A 15,748-nucleotide genomic window follows, 5' to 3' on the forward strand; every position below is an offset into this window, starting at 1 on the left:
CTGTCACTGTTTTACTTTCCACTCTGGGGATCAGCCTGGGGGGCCGCGGAGATCAATTGCTGAAGGGATTCGAAGAGGGTGGTTTTGTCCGCCGCGCGGCGGGTGCGGAAGCCGGTGTCCAGCTCGTGGGTGCCGAGCTTCCAGCGGAGCACCAGGAGGCCGTCCTTTTCGACAAACTTGCCGGCCATTCCGCTGTCCTGCCTGACGGCGGTGAGGTCTGCCGCCGGAATGTAGACCGCCGGAGCCCCGGACCGGTCAAAAAGGACACCGTGGGGGTAAACGGCGAGGGTCGCGTTGGTGCGGATGCCGAGCCCGTGCACGGCGATCCGGTCCAGCCAGTCCCCCGCGGTGGTTGAGGCGACGTACTGGCCTTCGGCCGTGTTGAGCGCAGCCCCGGGTGCCTCGGGCACCTCCGGCAGCTGTTCGACGTCGGCCTGCCGCTTGAGGCGGTTCCGCCAGCCCGCCCAGATCATCAGGAGGACGACGGCGATGATCACCACGGTGATCAGGCCGGTGAGGAGCTTGGTGTCCATCAGGAGACGCCCGCCGGTTCGCGGTACGGCGTGTTGAGCTTGCCGTCCAGCACGGTCGGGTGGCCCTTGTAGAAGGTGGCCACCACCTTGCCCGGCAGCTCCAGGCCGGCGAACGGCGAGTTGCGGCCCATGGTTGCCATCTTGGCCGGGTCAACGGTCCAGCGGGCAGCGGGGTCCACCAGGATGATGTTGGCAGGTTCGCCGGCTTCGAGAGGGCGGCCCTGGTCGGACAGCCGGCCAATCTGCGCCGCGGCCGTGGACGTGACCCGGGCGAAGTCGGCCCAGGTCATGAGCCCGGTTTCGATCATGGTGTGCTGGACCACGGACAATGCGGTTTCCAGTCCGGTCATGCCCATCGCGGCCTGCGCCCACTCGCATTCCTTGTGCTCGCTGGGGTGCGGCGCGTGGTCGGTGCCCACCACGTCGATGGTGCCGTCGGCCAGGCCCGCGCGCAATGCCTGCACGTCGGCGTCGGTCCGCAGCGGCGGGTTGACCTTGTAGACGGGGTTGTAGCTGCGGACCAGGTTGTCGGTCAGCAGGAGGTGGTGCGGGGTGACTTCGGCGGTGACGTTGATGCCGCGTTCCTTGGCCCAGCGGATGATCTCCACGGAGCCGGCGGTGGACACGTGGCAGACGTGCAGGCGTGAGTTCACATGCTGCGCCAGCAGGACGTCCCGGGCAATGATGCTTTCCTCGGCGACGGCGGGCCAGCCGGTGAGCCCCAGGACGGCGGAAACTTCGCCTTCGTTCATCTGGGCGCCGGCGGTGAGGCGGGGTTCCTGCGCGTGCTGGGCCACGACGCCGTCGAACGCCTTGACGTATTCCAGGGCCCGGCGCATCAGCACCGGGTCGTGGACGCAGATGCCGTCGTCGGAGAACATCCGGACGCGGGCGCGGGAGTCTGCCATGGCGCCGAGCTCTGCCAGCTGCTCCCCCGCCAGGCCTACGGTGACGGCTCCGACCGGGCGGACGTCCACCCAGCCGGCGGCGCGGCCCAGGCTGTAGACCTGTTCCACCACACCGGCGGTGTCAGCGACGGGGGTGCTGTTGGCCATGGCGTGCACGGCGGTGTAACCGCCCAGGGCCGCGGCTCGGGTGCCGGTTTCCACGGTTTCCGCGTCTTCCCGGCCGGGTTCGCGCAGGTGCGTGTGCACGTCCACCATACCGGGAAGTGCCACGAGGCCGGCCGCTTCGATGACGGTGGCGCCTTCGGCGTCAGCGTGCGTGGCTGCACCGGTTCCGCGGGCGGCAATGACACCGCCACGGATGAGCAGGTCCTCGGCGCCGGCGCCCAGGACAGATGCGCCGCGGATCAGGTAGGTTCCGTTGTTCTCTGCCATCAGTTGCTCTCCTTAGTGGGGGTGGCGGCTGGTTCGCGGGTATCCCCGGAGAGCAGCAGGTACAGCGCGGCCATTCGGACGGAGACGCCGTTGCGCACCTGCGAAAGCACGGTGGAGCGGGGCGAGTCCGCGGCGGCCGCGGAAATTTCCAGGCCCCGGTTCATGGGGCCGGGGTGCATGATGATGGTGTCCTTCAGTCCCAGGCTGTCCAGGGCACGGAGCCGGTTGTCATCGAAACCCCAGCGGCGGGAGTATTCGCGGGTGGAGGGGAAGAACGAGGCGTTCATCCGCTCGCCCTGCACGCGCAGCATCATGACTGCGTCCACTCCCTTTTCCAGTGTTTCGTCCATGTTGTAGCTGACCTTGCACGGCCACTGTTCGACGCCGATGGGCAGCAGGGTGGGCGGCGCGACGAGGGTGACTTCCGCGCCGAGCGTGCGGAGCAGCCACACGTTGGAACGGGCCACCCGGGAGTGCAGGACGTCTCCTGCGATGGCGACGCGCATGCCTTTGAGGTCTCCACCGATCGATCCGGTACCGGCGAGCTTTGCCCAGTGCCGGCGCATGGTGAACGCGTCCAGGAGTGCCTGGGTGGGGTGTTCGTGGGTGCCGTCGCCGGCGTTGATGACGGCCGCGTCGATCCAGTCGGTGGCAGCAAGGCGGTGGGGTGCACCGGATGCCCAGTGGCGGATCACGACGGCGTCCGCTCCCATGGCGGCCAGTGTCTGGGCGGTGTCCTTGAGGGATTCGCCCTTGGATACAGAGGAGCCCTTCGCGGCGAAGTTGATGACGTCGGCGGACAGGCGTTTGGCGGCGGCTTCGAAGGAGATCCGGGTGCGGGTGGAGTCCTCGAAGAACAGGTTCACCACGGTGCGTCCGCGCAGGGCCGGGAGCTTCTTGACCTCGCGGTCCCCCACGGCGGCCATTTCCTCGGCGGTGTCGAGGATGCGGATGGCGTTGGCCAGGCTGAGGTCTTCGGTGGAGAGAAGGTGTTTCACGCGCCGCCCTCGATGACCACTTCGTTGACCGTCGATCCGTCGGGTGCGGTGTCGGTCTCCTCGAGGCGGACCCGGACCTTCTCGGCGGAGGAGGTGGGCAGGTTCTTTCCGACGTGGTCTGCCCTGATGGGGAGTTCGCGGTGGCCGCGGTCGATCAGGACGGCGAGCCGGACGATCCGCGGGCGGCCGAGATCGATGATGGCGTCCAGCGCGGCACGGATGGTGCGGCCGGAGTACAGCACGTCATCGATGAGCACCACGACCTTGTTGTCGATCCCTGTTCGCGGGAGTTGGGTGGGGTAAGGCGGCCTGGTGGGCTGGTGGGAGAGGTCGTCGCGGAACATGGTCACGTCCAGCTGTCCGACAATCGCGGCGGCATCCACGGTGGGATCCGCGGCTGCGATCTTGCGGGCCAGCCGGACTGCCAGGGGGTACCCCCGGCGCGGAATGCCCAGCAGGACCAGGTCCTTGGAGCCTTTGTTGGCTTCGAGGATCTCATGGGCGATACGAGTGAGGGCGCGGTCAATGTCCGCCTGGTTGAGGACAACCCTGGCCGGAACCGGTGCGCTTGTGACAGAAGTCAACGCTCGTCTCCCCTTTCCCCGCCTCACAGGACGGAATTAAAAAAGGATTATTTGCGTTTCAAAATTACCACACGGGGCGGCCCACTCCCCTGCCGGAGCAGAGCGTTTATGGTCACACCGGCACCTCCCGCAGTGCGCATGCCTTGGAGCCGGGATGGCGGCACCATAGGCTTTCCCTTATGTCGATGCATCCCCATCCCCCTCCCGGCCAGCCGGGTCCGTCCGGGCCGCAAGGACCGCTTCCCGGCCAGGCGAACCCCAGCTGGATGGGCCACGTGCAGCCGCAGTACTACCGTCCGGTGCCCGGCAATTCCGGCGGCCCCGTGCATTCTGTGGTGCTGCCGCACCCCGGCGGCGCCCAGGCCCCGGCCGCTCCCCGGACCCGCGCAGGGCTGCTTGGACTGATGATCGGCGGCGGAGCGCTGGCATTCCTCAGCCTGTTCCTGGTGGTTCCGTTCCTGCTGGCCAATACGGGAACCGCCGGCTTCACTGTGGGTTTCGTCGCGTCGCTGGTCCCCTTGTCCGCGGTGCTGCTGGCAGTCCACGTGATCGACCGCTGGGAGCCGGAACCGAAGCGGCTCCTGTTCTTCGCCTTTACCTGGGGTGCCGCGGTATCTATCGCCGTCACGCTCCTGGTCCAGCCGTTTTTTGCGCTCACCTTCCAGTTTTCTGCCGAGGCCGATTTCCAGACGTACATGGCAACCGTCCAGGCGCCGATCGTGGAGGAATTCGCCAAGTCGCTGGGCCTGCTGCTGCTTCTGCTGATGGCGCGCCGGCACTTCGACGGACCCGTGGACGGGGTGGTCTTCGCCTTCACGATTGCCGGCGGTTTCGCGTTCACGGAGAACATCCTCTATTTCGGCCGGGCCATTGCGGAGTCTGCGAGCCCCGCCACCGACCTCGCCCAGATCTTCCTCCTGCGCGGCGTGATGTCGCCGTTCGCCCACGCCATCTTCACCGGGACCACCGGGCTCATCATGGGCTTCGCGGCACGGCGGTGGCACGCCGGTGCTTCCATCGGGGCCTTTGTGGTGGGCCTGCTTCCGGCGATGTTCCTGCACAACCGGTGGAACAGCATGGGCCAGGGCTTCCTGGCGGACTACATCCTCATCCAAGTGCCCATTTTTGTGCTGTTCATCGGGGTTGTCATCCTGTTGCGCGTCGCGGAAAACCGGCTCACCCGCCAGCGGCTGCTGGAGTATGCGGCGGCGGGCTGGTTCACGCCTGCCGAAGTGGATCTTCTGGCCACGCCCGGCGGCAGGCGCACTGCCCTGCGCTGGGCGGCCGGCTACAACCGCCGGCCGCAGATGAAGGCTTTCCTGAAGGCAGCCACGACTCTCGCCTTCACCCGGCAGCGCATCCTGAGCGGCAGGGACGTGGCGCTGCACCAGGCTGAAGAGCGCGAACAGCTGCACCGGATCCTGGCGCTGCGGGCCGCCGTCGCAAACTGACGGCACAGCAAAGGGGCCGGCCTCCGCCATCTGGCGGAGGCCGGCCCCTTTGCGAATAAGGCTACTGACTAGGCGAGCAGCGAAGGCTTCAGCTGCTGCAGGCGTCCAAGGAGTCCGTTGATGAACGACGGCGACTCGTCAGTTGAGAGCACCTTGGCCAGCGCCACAGCCTCGCTGACAGCCACGCCGTCAGGTACGTCGTCGTTGTAGAGCAGTTCCCAGGTGCCGATGCGCAGGATGATGCGGTCCACGGAGGGCATGCGCTCCAGGGTCCAGCCCTGCGAATAGGTTTCCAGGAACTCGTCAATGGTGGTCTGCTGCGAGACAACGCCTTCGACGATTTCCAGCGTGTACGGATTGACGATCTGGTCCGTCTTTTCCCGCCGTGCCCGCAGGACGTCAAAAGCGGAGACCGATCGCTGCTCAGCCTCGAAGAGAACGTCCAGTGCCCTGTTACGGGCCTTACCGCGTGCGCTCACTACTCGCTGACCCGGCCAAGGTAGCTGCCGTCACGGGTGTCGACCTTGACCTTGGTGTTGTTCTCGACGAACAGCGGAACCTGGATCTCGTAGCCCGTTTCGAGGGTAGCGGGCTTGGTGCCTGCGGAGGAGCGGTCGCCCTGGAGGCCCGGCTCGGTGTAGGTGATTTCCAGGACAACGCTGGCGGGAAGTTCAATGTAGAGCGGGGTGCCCTCGTGGATGGCGATGTTGACCATCTGGTTTTCCAGCATGAAGTTGGTGGCGTCGCCTACGGTGGCACCGGAAACCGTGATCTGGTCGAAGTCGGTGGTGTCCATGAAGACGAAGTCAGCGCCGTCCTGGTACAGGTACTGGTAGTCGCGGCGGTCAACCGTGGCGGTCTCGATCTTGAGGCCGGCGTTGAAGGTCTTGTCCACAACCTTGCCGGACATCACGTTGCGCATCTTGGTCCGTACGAACGCACCGCCCTTGCCAGGCTTGACGTGCTGGAATTCGATAATGTTCCAGAGCTGGCCCTCAAGCTTAAGGACCGTTCCGTTCTTGATGTCGTTAGTGGTTGCCACTGATTTCCTCTGGTTTCTATCTGCCTGGGCGGTCAGACGTTTCTATGCCGGGCAGGCATGCCGATCGGCCCGCCAGCGCGTGTTTGTCAAAAATCCAAGAACCATTCTACCGGTAAATCCGGTGCGGCCTCCGTCAGTGTGCGTCCGGCCACTGTCCGGCTGGTCTCAGCAGGCCAGATCCAGGACGTCCCGGGCGCGCTGCAGTGCCACGGTGGAGGAATAGATGAGGGCGGCGTCGGCGGACTCGGCAACGCGGAGGTCCAGGGCGCGGGCAAACGATTCAACGGCTGCGGAGGTCTGCCCGGCGGTGTACTGCGTCTTGCCGAGGAACTGCAGGACCAGTGCTTCGCGGGGGGTTCCCTGGACTTCGGCGAGGAGCTGCCGGAACAGCTCCACCGCGCGGTCGAGGCGGTTGGAGACGCGCAGCACTTCGGCTTCGAAGGCCCTCAGCCGGAACGATTCGGGGTCTTTGAAGCGCGCCTCGGCCAGCAGCTCGGCCGCTTCCGGGGCGTGTCCTTCGACCAGCAGCACAAAGATGTGGTCCGCCGGGTCAGTGGACACTGCCAGGGCTTCCCGGCAGGCGTCCTCGTTCACGATCTGCGGGAGCAGGGATTCGGGGTTGATGCGGATCCCCGGGAAGCCGGCCTCGGGCCAGTCGCTGGTCCCTTCCAGGTCGCCCTGCATCAGGACGCAATTTCCTGGTAGGCGGCGAACAGCAGGGACGTGTCCGGCACGTCGAGGATGCCGGGCTTGGCTACGCCGTCGAGGACAACGAACCGCAGGAGGTCCCCGCGTGACTTCTTGTCCCGGCGCATGCCGTCCAGGAGTCCCTGCCAGCGGTCCCGGCGGTAGGTGACGGGCAGGCCGAGGGTTTCGAGGATGCTGCGGTGGCGGTCTGCGTCGGTGTCGCTGAGGCGTCCCACGCTGCGGGCCAGTTCAGCGGCGAACATCATGCCTACCGACACCGCGGCACCGTGCCGCCAGGAGTAGCGTTCCACGAGTTCGATGGCGTGGCCGAGGGTGTGGCCGTAATTGAGGATTTCGCGGAGACCGGATTCCTTGAGGTCTTCGGAGACGACCTTCGCTTTGACGGCGATGGCGCGTTCGATAAGCTCGCGCAGCACGGCGGACTGCGGATCCACTACGGCTTCGGGGTCCTTTTCGACGAGGTCCAGGATGGCCGGATCAGCGATGAAGCCGCACTTGACCACCTCGGCCATGCCGGAGATGAGCTCGTTGCGGGGCAGCGTGTTCAGGGTGTCCAGGTCCACCAGCACACCGGCGGGAGGGTGGAAGGAACCCACCAGGTTCTTGCCTTCGGCGGTGTTGATGCCGGTTTTACCGCCCACTGAAGCGTCCACCATTCCCAGCAGGCTCGTGGGCATGTGGATGACCTTGACGCCCCTGAGCCAGGTCGCAGCCACAAAGCCGGCGAGGTCGGTTACTGCGCCTCCGCCGACGGCGACGATGGCATCGGAACGGGTGAAGTCGTTTTGTCCCAGGACCTGCCAGCAGAACGCCGCCACCTGGATGTGCTTGCCTTCCTCGGCGTCCGGGATCTCGGCCGTCAGGGAGGTGAAGCCGGCGGCGGCGAGTTCGTCCCGCACAGTGTCGCCCGTGAGCCGCAGTGCCCGGGGGTGGATGACCAGCACGCGCCGCACCCGCTCACCCAGGAGTCCGGGAAGGCTGCCGAGCAGGCCCCGGCCGACAACGACGTCGTAGTTCTGGGCCGCCGACTCTCCGGTGACCTTGATGACTGTTGATTCGTCGCTCACTTTTCAACTTCCTGTTTGGCAGCTGCGAATTCCCGCAGCGCAACTTCGAGCCGGCGTCCGATCTCGGACACGGAGCCCTCGCGGACGTCCAGGACCACGTCGGCCAGCCGCTCGTAGACCGGTTTCCGGGCGGCGAACATCGTGACCCACCGGCCCATGGCATCGCCGGCCAGCAGCGGACGGCCGGAATTGCGGGCAATGCGGCTGGCCACTGTGTCGGCGTCGCATTCGAGGTACACCACGGTGCAGCTGCCCAGGAGCTGCTGCGTTCCGGAGTCCAGGACGGCGCCGCCGCCCAGCGAGATCACCGTGGCCGTTCCTGCGGCCTGTTCCACCACGCTGGCCACGGTCCGGGCCTCGATCTCCCGGAAGGCGCGTTCGCCCCGCCCGGCAAAGATATCGGCGATCGAACCGTGGTTCCCGACGATCACCACGTCGGTGTCGATGAACGGCGCGCCCAGCTGTTGCGAGAGCTGGTACCCGATGGCGGACTTGCCAACGGCCATGGGACCAATCAGGACAATGGGCCGGTTTTCCGGCGCACCTGTTTTGCTGCGATGCGGCACTACTGGCCGATCGAGTCCAGGGACGCCGGAATGTTGTCCAGGTAACCCTTGATGTTGCGCTTCGTTTCGGCCACGGAATCGCCGCCGAACTTTTCGGTGACGGCCTCGGCAAGGACCAGCGCCACCATGGCTTCGGCCACAACGCCGGCGGCGGGCACGGCACACACGTCCGACCGCTGGTGATGCGCCTTGGCGGCCTCGCCGGTGCTGACGTCGATGGTTTTCAGGGCACGGGGCACCGTGGCGATCGGCTTCATCGCGGCACGGACGCGCAGCACGTCGCCGATGCTCATGCCGCCTTCGATGCCGCCTGCACGGTTGGACGTCCGGATGATTTTTCCGTCTGCGTCCTTGACGATCTCGTCGTGCGCTGCGGAGCCCCGGCGCGCGGCGGTGAGGAAACCGTCGCCGACCTCCACACCCTTGATGGCCTGGATGCCCATGAGGGCGGCCGCCAGGCGGGAGTCGAGCCTGCGGTCCCAGTGCACGTAGCTGCCCAGTCCCGGCGGGAGGCCGTACGCGAGCACTTCCACCACGCCGCCGAGGGTTTCGCCTTCTTTGTGGGCAGCGTCCACTTCGGCGACCATGGCGTCCGACGTCTCGCGGTCGAAGCAGCGCAGCGGGTCCGCGTCCAGTGCAATGACGTTGGCCGGCACGGGGAGGGGACGTCCTTCGGGCACTGTGACGCTGGCGATGGAGACGGTGTGGCTGACCAGCTCGATGCCGAGGTGCCTGAGGAACTGGGCGGCCACAGTGCCCATGGCAACACGGGTGGCGGTTTCCCGGGCGCTGGCGCGTTCGAGCACGGGCCGTGCCTCGTCAAAACCGTACTTCTGCATGCCGGTGAAGTCCGCGTGGCCGGGGCGGGGGCGGGTGAGCGGGGCGTTGCGTGCCTGGTCGGCGAGGATTTCCGGGTCAACGGGGTCTGCGGACATGATCTGTTCCCATTTGGGCCATTCGGTGTTGCCCACCTGGATGGCAACCGGCCCGCCCTGGGTCAGTCCGTGCCGGACGCCGCCGAGGATGGTCACCACGTCCTGTTCAAACTTCATGCGTGCGCCGCGGCCGTAGCCAAGGCGGCGGCGGGCCAAAGAATCGGCGATCTGCCCGCTGGTGAGTTCCACACCGGCGGGGACGCCTTCAATAATTCCCATCAGAGCCGGACCATGGGATTCACCGGCAGTCAACCAACGCAACATAATTTCCATCCTGCCACGTATGGCGGTCAGTACGCCCGTCGGGGAAGCCCGACTGCGTCACACATCACATCTATGACAGCTGCGTTAACTTCCTCGCCAAGACGGGAGAAAAGCCGCACCTGTTCCACTGCCTGGTAGAGCAGCATCTCGAGCCCCGGGACCACTGCACCGCCGCCGGACTGCCACGCGGAGGCCAGCATGCTCGGCCAGGGATCGTAGGCCACGTCCAGCAGGACACCGGCGGTCCGGGCTCCACTGGCCGCCAGTTCGCCTGCGATTCCGTCGGCCGCGCGGGGCGGCAAGGTTGAAATCACGACGTCGGCGGCCGCCGTCGGCTCTGCGGCCTCGGACAGGTGCCGCACGGCCAGGTCCACGCCGACTCCGGCGGCGGCGGCACGCGCCTCCTGCACCCGTGACGTGTCGCGGACAAACAGCTGCACCGACCCCGTGCCGAGCAGTTCAAGGGCGGCCACGGCCGATGCCGCGGTGCCGCCGCCACCAAGGATGACAGCAGTGGGAGCAGGCACAACACCGGCGTTCCGGACGGCGTTGACGATGCCGGCCACATCCGTGTTGTACGCGACGCGCCGCACCGTGTCACCGGCGTCTTCGAAGGCCACCGTGTTGACCACGCCCAGGACCTTCGCAACACCGCGGACTTCGTCCACTTCCTTCAGCATCGCCGTCTTCAACGGCATGGTCACGGAGAGCCCCCGCCACCCCTGCTGCCGGCTGAGCTCCAGCATAAAGCCGGGCAGCGTCCGCTCCGTCAGGTCCACGGCCGTGTAGTCAATCTCAATGCCCAGCTTTGCGTACGCCGCAGAGTGCAGGGCCGGCGACTTCGAATGGCTGATCGGGTGACCCAGGACGGCGGCCCGCAGGCTCATGCGCAACGGCCCGCGTGGGCTTCGCACCAGGTGTTGTACTGGTCCACGTACACGTTGTGCTCCGCCAGGGTCTTCGAGAACTTGGTCTCCTTGGTGTCCAGGTTGATGGTCACCCAGTAGAGATAGTCGTTGGTCTTGGGCCGGGCAGCGGCATCGATGGCCGTCTTGCCGGGCGAACCGATGGGGCCCGGAGGCAGTCCGGGGTTGGCGTAGGTGTTGTAAAGATTGGACTTGTCCTGGCGCTCTGCATCAGTGAAGTTGAAGCTCTTGGTGCCCAGCCCGTACGTCACCGCCGAGTCCACCTGCAGGTAGCCGTTGGTCTGGTCATTGGGCTTGAGCCGGTTGTAGATGGCGCCGGCAACGTCCCCGTACTCGGCCTGGCCGCCTTCCGCCTGGACAATGCTGGCGACGATCACGGCTTCGTACTGCTTGGCGGGATCGGTAATGCCCTGCGCCACGAGTTCGTCCACCGTGACCTTGACCAGCGACTGCAGGATGTCTTTTATGGGGGTGCCCAGCGGGAACCGGTACTCCCCCGGGGCCAGGAAGCCTTCGAGGTTCTTGGCGTTGCCCGGCAGGCCGAACTCCGCCGGCGTGTTACTGAGCTCTGTCAGCTGGCTCAGCGGGATTCCGGATCCCTCCGAGATTGCCTGCAGCGACTCCCCGATCCTCAGGCCGGCGCTCAAGGCAAAGTAGATGACTTTGCTCTTGTCCTGGCCGAGGAGGACGTTGACGGCGTCGGAGTTTTTCATCTCCATCTTGAAGGTGTAGTCACCCGGCGAAAGGACTCCGCCGGACGCTGTGAATGCCTGGAGGAAGGTATCTGCGTTGGCCACGACCTTTTCGCTTTCCAGCTTGGCGGCCATGGACCGGGTACCCTCGCCGGGTTCAACGGAAACCTGGACTTCGCCGGTGCCGGGGCCGGGGAAATCGCTGGCTTTATCGTTTCCGAGCAGGGGCTTAAGGAACTGTGCACCGACCGCTACGGCGGTCACGAAAACAACCAGGGTCAGGAAAAGGGCGAGGAGGCGGCGCCGGCGGCGCACCTTCTTTGACGGCCCGGGCACTACGGTGACCGCCGAGGCGCCGCCGAGCAGGCCGGCGTCGTGGTGGTCATCCGGGTGGTAATCCGCGTCATGGCGGGTGTCGGTGGGATGGGCGTTCGCATAATGCGCGTCCTCGTAGTGCACGGCGTCAGCGTGCACGGCGTCATAGTGCACGGCCTCAGGATGGCCGTCCTCGTAATGGTGCTGTTCATCAGTGTGGTGGGCGTCATCAGCGTAGGGGTAATGCCCGTCGTGATGTATGTCTCCAGGAAGGACCTCGTCGTGCTCCACCGCCGGCGGCGCGGACTCCACCTGCTGGACGCTGGGCGGGGTGTCCGGGGTCGCCGGGACGGCGGGTGCGCTCTCCGGAGCGGCGGGGATCACGGGTGCTGCTTCGGTCGCGGGCGCTGCCGCAGGTTCAGGGATGGAGGCCGGCGGTGCCTCCGGAACTGCGGGGACCACGGGAGGGGCGGCCGGCTCGGGCGGAGCCGTGGCGGCCGGCTTGTGCCCGTTGCCCTCATCCAGGTAGTCGAACCCGGTTTCGTAGGCCTGCTCCGGAACAACGTTGTTGCTTTCCGTGTGCAGTGACTTCTCCAGCGCGCGGATTTCCTTGCGGGTCAGCTGCCTGGCCCCGCCGTCGCCGGGGGTGCCGGAAGTGTCATCAATGTTGGCCGGGCTCACTGTAGCCTTCCGTTATCTGAAGATCGAGTCTTGTCCTCCGGGGCAGCAGGCGCAGGCGTACCCGCTGCGCTGGCCCCGGAAAGCCACGGACGGGCCGGCGCGTTCACGCGGCCGCCAACATCCGTTCCCCTGGCTTTTTGCATGTCTATGGCGTGCTGGAGGATTCCGGCCGCCGCAACCTGATCCACCACTTTACGGTGGTTGCGGCTGCTCATGCCAGCTTCGTGCAGGTTGCGGTGGGCCGTGACGCTGCTGAGGCGTTCGTCGACGAGGCACACGGGGACGTCCAGGCCCCGGCTTTCCAGCTCCCCGGCCAGCAGCTCCGCATAGTCCGTCGCCATCCGGGCGGAGGCGTGCTCCTCCCCCTTCATGGTGCGCGGAAGCCCCACAATGACCTGGACCGCCCCGAGTTCCTGGACCAGCCCTGCTATGACACGGACATCCGAGTTTTTCTTCGGGTTCCGGTCAAGGGTCTTGTAAGGCGTGGCGAGGATCCCGTCGCGGTCACAAAGGGCGACGCCCACCCGGACGGTGCCGACGTCCACCCCCAGTTTGATTCCCTGGGGGTAGGCGCTGGCTGCTGCTGGACTGGTCATGGAATGCTTATCGCCGGGAAATGGCGTCCACAACGGCTGCCAGTGCCGGTGCGACCTTGCTGGCGTCCGTACCGCCGCCCTGAGCCACGTCGTCCTTGCCGCCACCGCCGCCGCCGAGGATCCCGGCAGCAATCCGGACCAGTGCCCCGGCTTTGACGCCTGCGTCGCGGGCGGCCTCGTTGGTGGCCACCAGGATCACGGGCCGGTCGTTGCTGACACCGGCAACAGCCACGGTGGACGCGGCGGAACCCAGCCGGTTCCGAAGATCCAGGGCGAGGCCCCGGAGGTCGTCGGCACCGCTGACCTGTCCGGCGTCGTGCGCGATGACGCTGACTCCTGCGGCATCCTTCGCCGTACCGGCAATCTGGCCCGCAGCGGCAGCGAGCTGCTCCTTGCGGAGGCGTTCCAGTTCCTTTTCGGCAGTCTTGAGTTTCGTGAGGGTGACCGCGATGCGGTCAGCCAGCTGGCCGGAGGGAACCTTCAGCATTTCGGTCAGTTCCGTCACCAGGGCACGCTCTGCGGCCAGGTGGCGGAACGCGTCCATGCCCACGAACGCTTCAACGCGGCGGTTTCCCGAACCCACCGACTGCTCCCCCAGCAGCGACAGGCTGCCAATGAGGGACGTGTTGGAAACATGGGTGCCGCCGCACAGTTCACGGGACCATGCGCCGTCGATCTCCACAACGCGGACTTCGCTGCCGTAGTTCTCGCCGAAGAGCGCCATGGCGCCCAGCGCCTTGGCCTCCGCGAGCCCCATGACCTTTGTGTCCACCCGGAAGTTGTTGCGGATGGCGAGGTTGGAGACCTCCTCGATTTCCGAGCGCGTGGCGGTGCTGAGGCCCTCGCCCCAGGCGAAGTCGAAGCGGAGGTAGCCCGCCTTGTTGTAGGAGCCGCGCTGGGTGGCTTCCGGGCCGAGGATCTGGTGCAGGGCGGCGTGCACGATGTGCGTGCCGGTGTGGGCCTGTTCCGCGGCGTGGCGCCGTTCCCGGTCGACGGCGGCGCGCACCAGGGCGTCGGAGGGGATCTCGCCTTCCCGGACGATCGCCTTGTGCACGCTGAGTCCCTTCAGCGGGCGCTGGACATCGAGGACCTCGACGACGAAGCCGTCGCCGGTGATCAGGCCGGTGTCAGCTGCCTGGCCGCCTGCCTCGGCGTAGAACGGCGTCTCGGCCAGGATGAGCTCAATCTCGTCCCCGGTCGAAGCCTGGGCCACTGCCCGGCCGCCGCTGAGGATGCCCCGGACGCGGGACTCGCCGTCAAGGTCGGTGTAGCCGGTGAAGACGGTCTCGCCCTGGGCCAGGAGCTCCTGGAAGGCGCTGAGGTCGGCGTGGCCGCCCTTCTTGCCCTTGGCGTCGGCCTGGGCACGCTGGCGCTGTTCGAGCATCAGCCTGCGGAATTCAGGCTCGTCCACCCGGAGTCCGGCCTCTTCAGCCATCTCGAGCGTGAGGTCGATGGGGAATCCGTAGGTGTCGTGGAGTGCGAACGCATCGGCGCCGGACAGCGGCTTGCCGGCGGACTTTGATTCGGTCACGGCATCTTCGAGCCGGGCGGTGCCGGACGCGATGGTGCGCAGGAATGCTTTTTCCTCGGCGTACGCGATCCGGCTGATCCGGGCGAAGTCGGTCTCCACCACGGGGTAGACGCCCTTCATGGCGTCGCGGGACTCGGGCAGCAGGTCCGGCAGGCAGGCCTTTTCGACGCCGAGCAGGCGCATGGATCGGACGGCACGGCGGATGAGGCGGCGCAGCACGTAGCCGCGGCCTTCGTTGGACGGGGTCACGCCGTCGGCGATCAGCATCAGGGCTGACCGGATGTGGTCGCCCACAACGCGCATCCGGACGTCGTCGGTGTGGTGCGGGTCATCCGGCGTTTCGGCGGAGGTGTATTCCTTGCCGGAGAGCTGCGCTGCCTTGTCGATGACGGGACGGACCTGGTCGGTCTCGTACATGTTCTCGACACCCTGCAGGATCATGGCAAGGCGCTCCATGCCCAGGCCGGTGTCGATGTTCTTCTTGGGCAGTTCGCCCACGATGTCGAAATCGTCCTTGGAGCGGACGTTGTCGATCTGGTACTGCATAAACACCAGGTTCCAGATCTCGACGTACCGGTTCTCGTCGGCGATCGGTCCGCCGTCCACGCCGTAGGCGGGGCCGCGGTCGTAGTAGATCTCGGAGCAGGGGCCGGCGGGGCCCGGCTGGCCGGTGTGCCAGTAGTTGTCGGCCTTGCCCATGCGCTGGATGCGGTCGGCCGGGACGCCGGTGTTCTTGAGCCACAGCTCCTTGGCTTCGTCGTCCTCTTCATAGACGGTCACCCAGAGCAGTTCCGGCGGCAGGCCGTAGCCGCCGTCGGCCACGCTGGTGGTGAGCAGCTCCCAGGCGAACCTGATGGCGTCTTCCTTGAAGTAGTCGCCGAAGGAGAAGTTGCCGCACATCTGGAAGAAAGTGCCGTGGCGTGCGGTCTTGCCCACTTCCTCGATGTCGCCGGTGCGGATGCACTTCTGCACGCTGGTGGCACGGGAGTACGGTGCTTCCTCGCGGGCCGTCAGGTAAGGGATGAACGGGACCATGCCGGCCACGGTGAACAGCAGGGAGGGATCGCTGGAGACCAGGGAGGCGGAAGGCACCGCTGTGTGGCCTTTGCTGACGAAAAAGTCGATCCAGCGCTTGGTGATCTCCTGCGACTTCATGAGCTGTTTACTTACCCTTCTTGGTTCACGCGTCTGTTGCTGCGTGACAGTTTTGATTCAGTGGGCAGCCCCGGCATACGGGACTGCTGGTTATAATTCTCGCGCGGAATCCGGGGCGTCAGCGCCGGACAAGCTCCTGGGACTCGACGCCGAGCGCGGCGCGCAGGTCGGTTTCCCGCTCACGCATTCCGGCCCGCACGGCGTCCGCGAAGTCGTAGACGCCGTCGGCGAGCCGGCCCACCGCACGGTTCAGGCCAACCGGGCCGAGGTTGGCCTGGGCTTCGGTGACTTTGCGGAATGCGATGACTCCGATGGCCACGCCGATCCCCATCCAGACAAGTCGTTTCATGTTCAGTTCTCCGTG

The 15,748-nt window shown here is 66.5% G+C and carries 16 protein-coding genes; 1 reads left to right on the plus strand and 15 read right to left on the minus strand.

Annotated elements, in window-relative coordinates:
• Positions 1–11 precede the first annotated feature (11 nt).
• The 4 genes from EYS21_RS10155 to pyrR are packed head-to-tail and all read right to left on the minus strand — an operon-like array spanning position 12 to position 3,455.
• Positions 12–533 carry a hypothetical protein gene (locus EYS21_RS10155; protein WP_131133080.1) on the minus strand — a complete coding sequence of 174 codons (522 nt, stop codon included), beginning with the start codon at positions 531–533 and terminating at the stop codon, positions 12–14.
• A complete protein-coding gene (locus tag EYS21_RS10160) occupies positions 533–1,873 on the minus strand; it encodes a dihydroorotase (RefSeq protein ID WP_131133081.1) in 1,341 nt (446 codons plus the stop codon). The genes EYS21_RS10155 and EYS21_RS10160 overlap by 1 nt, the downstream gene beginning before the upstream one ends.
• Positions 1,873–2,871 (minus strand): aspartate carbamoyltransferase catalytic subunit, encoded by a 999-nt coding sequence (locus EYS21_RS10165; RefSeq protein ID WP_131133082.1) that lies wholly within the window; start codon positions 2,869–2,871, stop codon positions 1,873–1,875. Before EYS21_RS10165 ends, EYS21_RS10160 begins: the two co-directional genes overlap by 1 nt.
• The gene (gene pyrR, locus EYS21_RS10170; RefSeq protein WP_131133083.1) at positions 2,868–3,455 is read right to left on the minus strand and encodes a bifunctional pyr operon transcriptional regulator/uracil phosphoribosyltransferase PyrR; all 588 of its coding nucleotides are present in this window, start codon (positions 3,453–3,455) and stop codon (positions 2,868–2,870) included. The genes EYS21_RS10165 and pyrR overlap by 4 nt, the downstream gene beginning before the upstream one ends.
• A 179-nt stretch (positions 3,456–3,634) precedes the next feature.
• Here pyrR and EYS21_RS10175 point away from each other — a divergent pair, with 179 nt between their 5' ends.
• Entirely contained in the window at positions 3,635–4,906 is a 1,272-nt protein-coding gene (locus EYS21_RS10175; protein WP_131133084.1) for a PrsW family intramembrane metalloprotease, read from the plus strand.
• A 68-nt stretch (positions 4,907–4,974) separates the two neighbouring features.
• On the opposite strand, the gene nusB is transcribed toward EYS21_RS10175, so the two are convergent.
• The 11 genes from nusB to EYS21_RS10230 form a co-directional block, all read right to left on the minus strand.
• Positions 4,975–5,385, minus strand: coding sequence for a transcription antitermination factor NusB (nusB, locus tag EYS21_RS10180; protein WP_131133085.1), 411 nt, complete (start codon positions 5,383–5,385; stop codon positions 4,975–4,977).
• Positions 5,385–5,948 (minus strand): elongation factor P, encoded by a 564-nt coding sequence (efp, locus tag EYS21_RS10185; RefSeq protein WP_131133086.1) that lies wholly within the window; start codon positions 5,946–5,948, stop codon positions 5,385–5,387. Before efp ends, nusB begins: the two co-directional genes overlap by 1 nt.
• A gap of 165 nt (positions 5,949–6,113) precedes the next feature.
• Positions 6,114–6,632, minus strand: a complete 519-nt coding sequence (locus tag EYS21_RS10190) for a tetratricopeptide repeat protein (RefSeq protein ID WP_131133087.1) — start codon at positions 6,630–6,632, stop codon at positions 6,114–6,116.
• On the minus strand, positions 6,632–7,723 hold the full coding sequence (gene aroB / locus EYS21_RS10195) for a 3-dehydroquinate synthase (protein WP_131133088.1): 1,092 nt from the start codon (positions 7,721–7,723) through the stop codon (positions 6,632–6,634). Before aroB ends, EYS21_RS10190 begins: the two co-directional genes overlap by 1 nt.
• Entirely contained in the window at positions 7,720–8,289 is a 570-nt protein-coding gene (locus EYS21_RS10200; RefSeq protein WP_131133089.1) for a shikimate kinase, read from the minus strand. Before EYS21_RS10200 ends, aroB begins: the two co-directional genes overlap by 4 nt.
• Positions 8,289–9,488, minus strand: a complete 1,200-nt coding sequence (gene aroC, locus EYS21_RS10205) for a chorismate synthase (RefSeq protein WP_131133090.1) — start codon at positions 9,486–9,488, stop codon at positions 8,289–8,291. Before aroC ends, EYS21_RS10200 begins: the two co-directional genes overlap by 1 nt.
• 26 nt (positions 9,489–9,514) lie before the next feature.
• Positions 9,515–10,375: a shikimate dehydrogenase gene (locus EYS21_RS10210; RefSeq protein ID WP_131133091.1), complete on the minus strand. Its 861-nt coding sequence runs from the start codon at positions 10,373–10,375 to the stop codon at positions 9,515–9,517.
• On the minus strand, positions 10,372–12,102 hold the full coding sequence (gene mltG / locus EYS21_RS10215) for an endolytic transglycosylase MltG (RefSeq protein ID WP_131133092.1): 1,731 nt from the start codon (positions 12,100–12,102) through the stop codon (positions 10,372–10,374). Before mltG ends, EYS21_RS10210 begins: the two co-directional genes overlap by 4 nt.
• Positions 12,099–12,698, minus strand: a complete 600-nt coding sequence (gene ruvX / locus EYS21_RS10220; RefSeq protein ID WP_131133093.1) for a Holliday junction resolvase RuvX — start codon at positions 12,696–12,698, stop codon at positions 12,099–12,101. Before ruvX ends, mltG begins: the two co-directional genes overlap by 4 nt.
• Before the next feature lie 7 nt (positions 12,699–12,705).
• Entirely contained in the window at positions 12,706–15,384 is a 2,679-nt protein-coding gene (gene alaS / locus EYS21_RS10225) for an alanine--tRNA ligase (RefSeq protein ID WP_131133094.1), read from the minus strand.
• 118 nt (positions 15,385–15,502) lie between these two features.
• Positions 15,503–15,733, minus strand: coding sequence for a hypothetical protein (locus tag EYS21_RS10230; protein WP_207307738.1), 231 nt, complete (start codon positions 15,731–15,733; stop codon positions 15,503–15,505).
• Between the last annotated feature and the right edge of the window lie 15 nt (positions 15,734–15,748).

The sequence above is a fragment of the Arthrobacter sp. S39 genome (genome assembly GCF_004320525.1).
Lineage (GTDB): Bacteria > Actinomycetota > Actinomycetes > Actinomycetales > Micrococcaceae > Arthrobacter.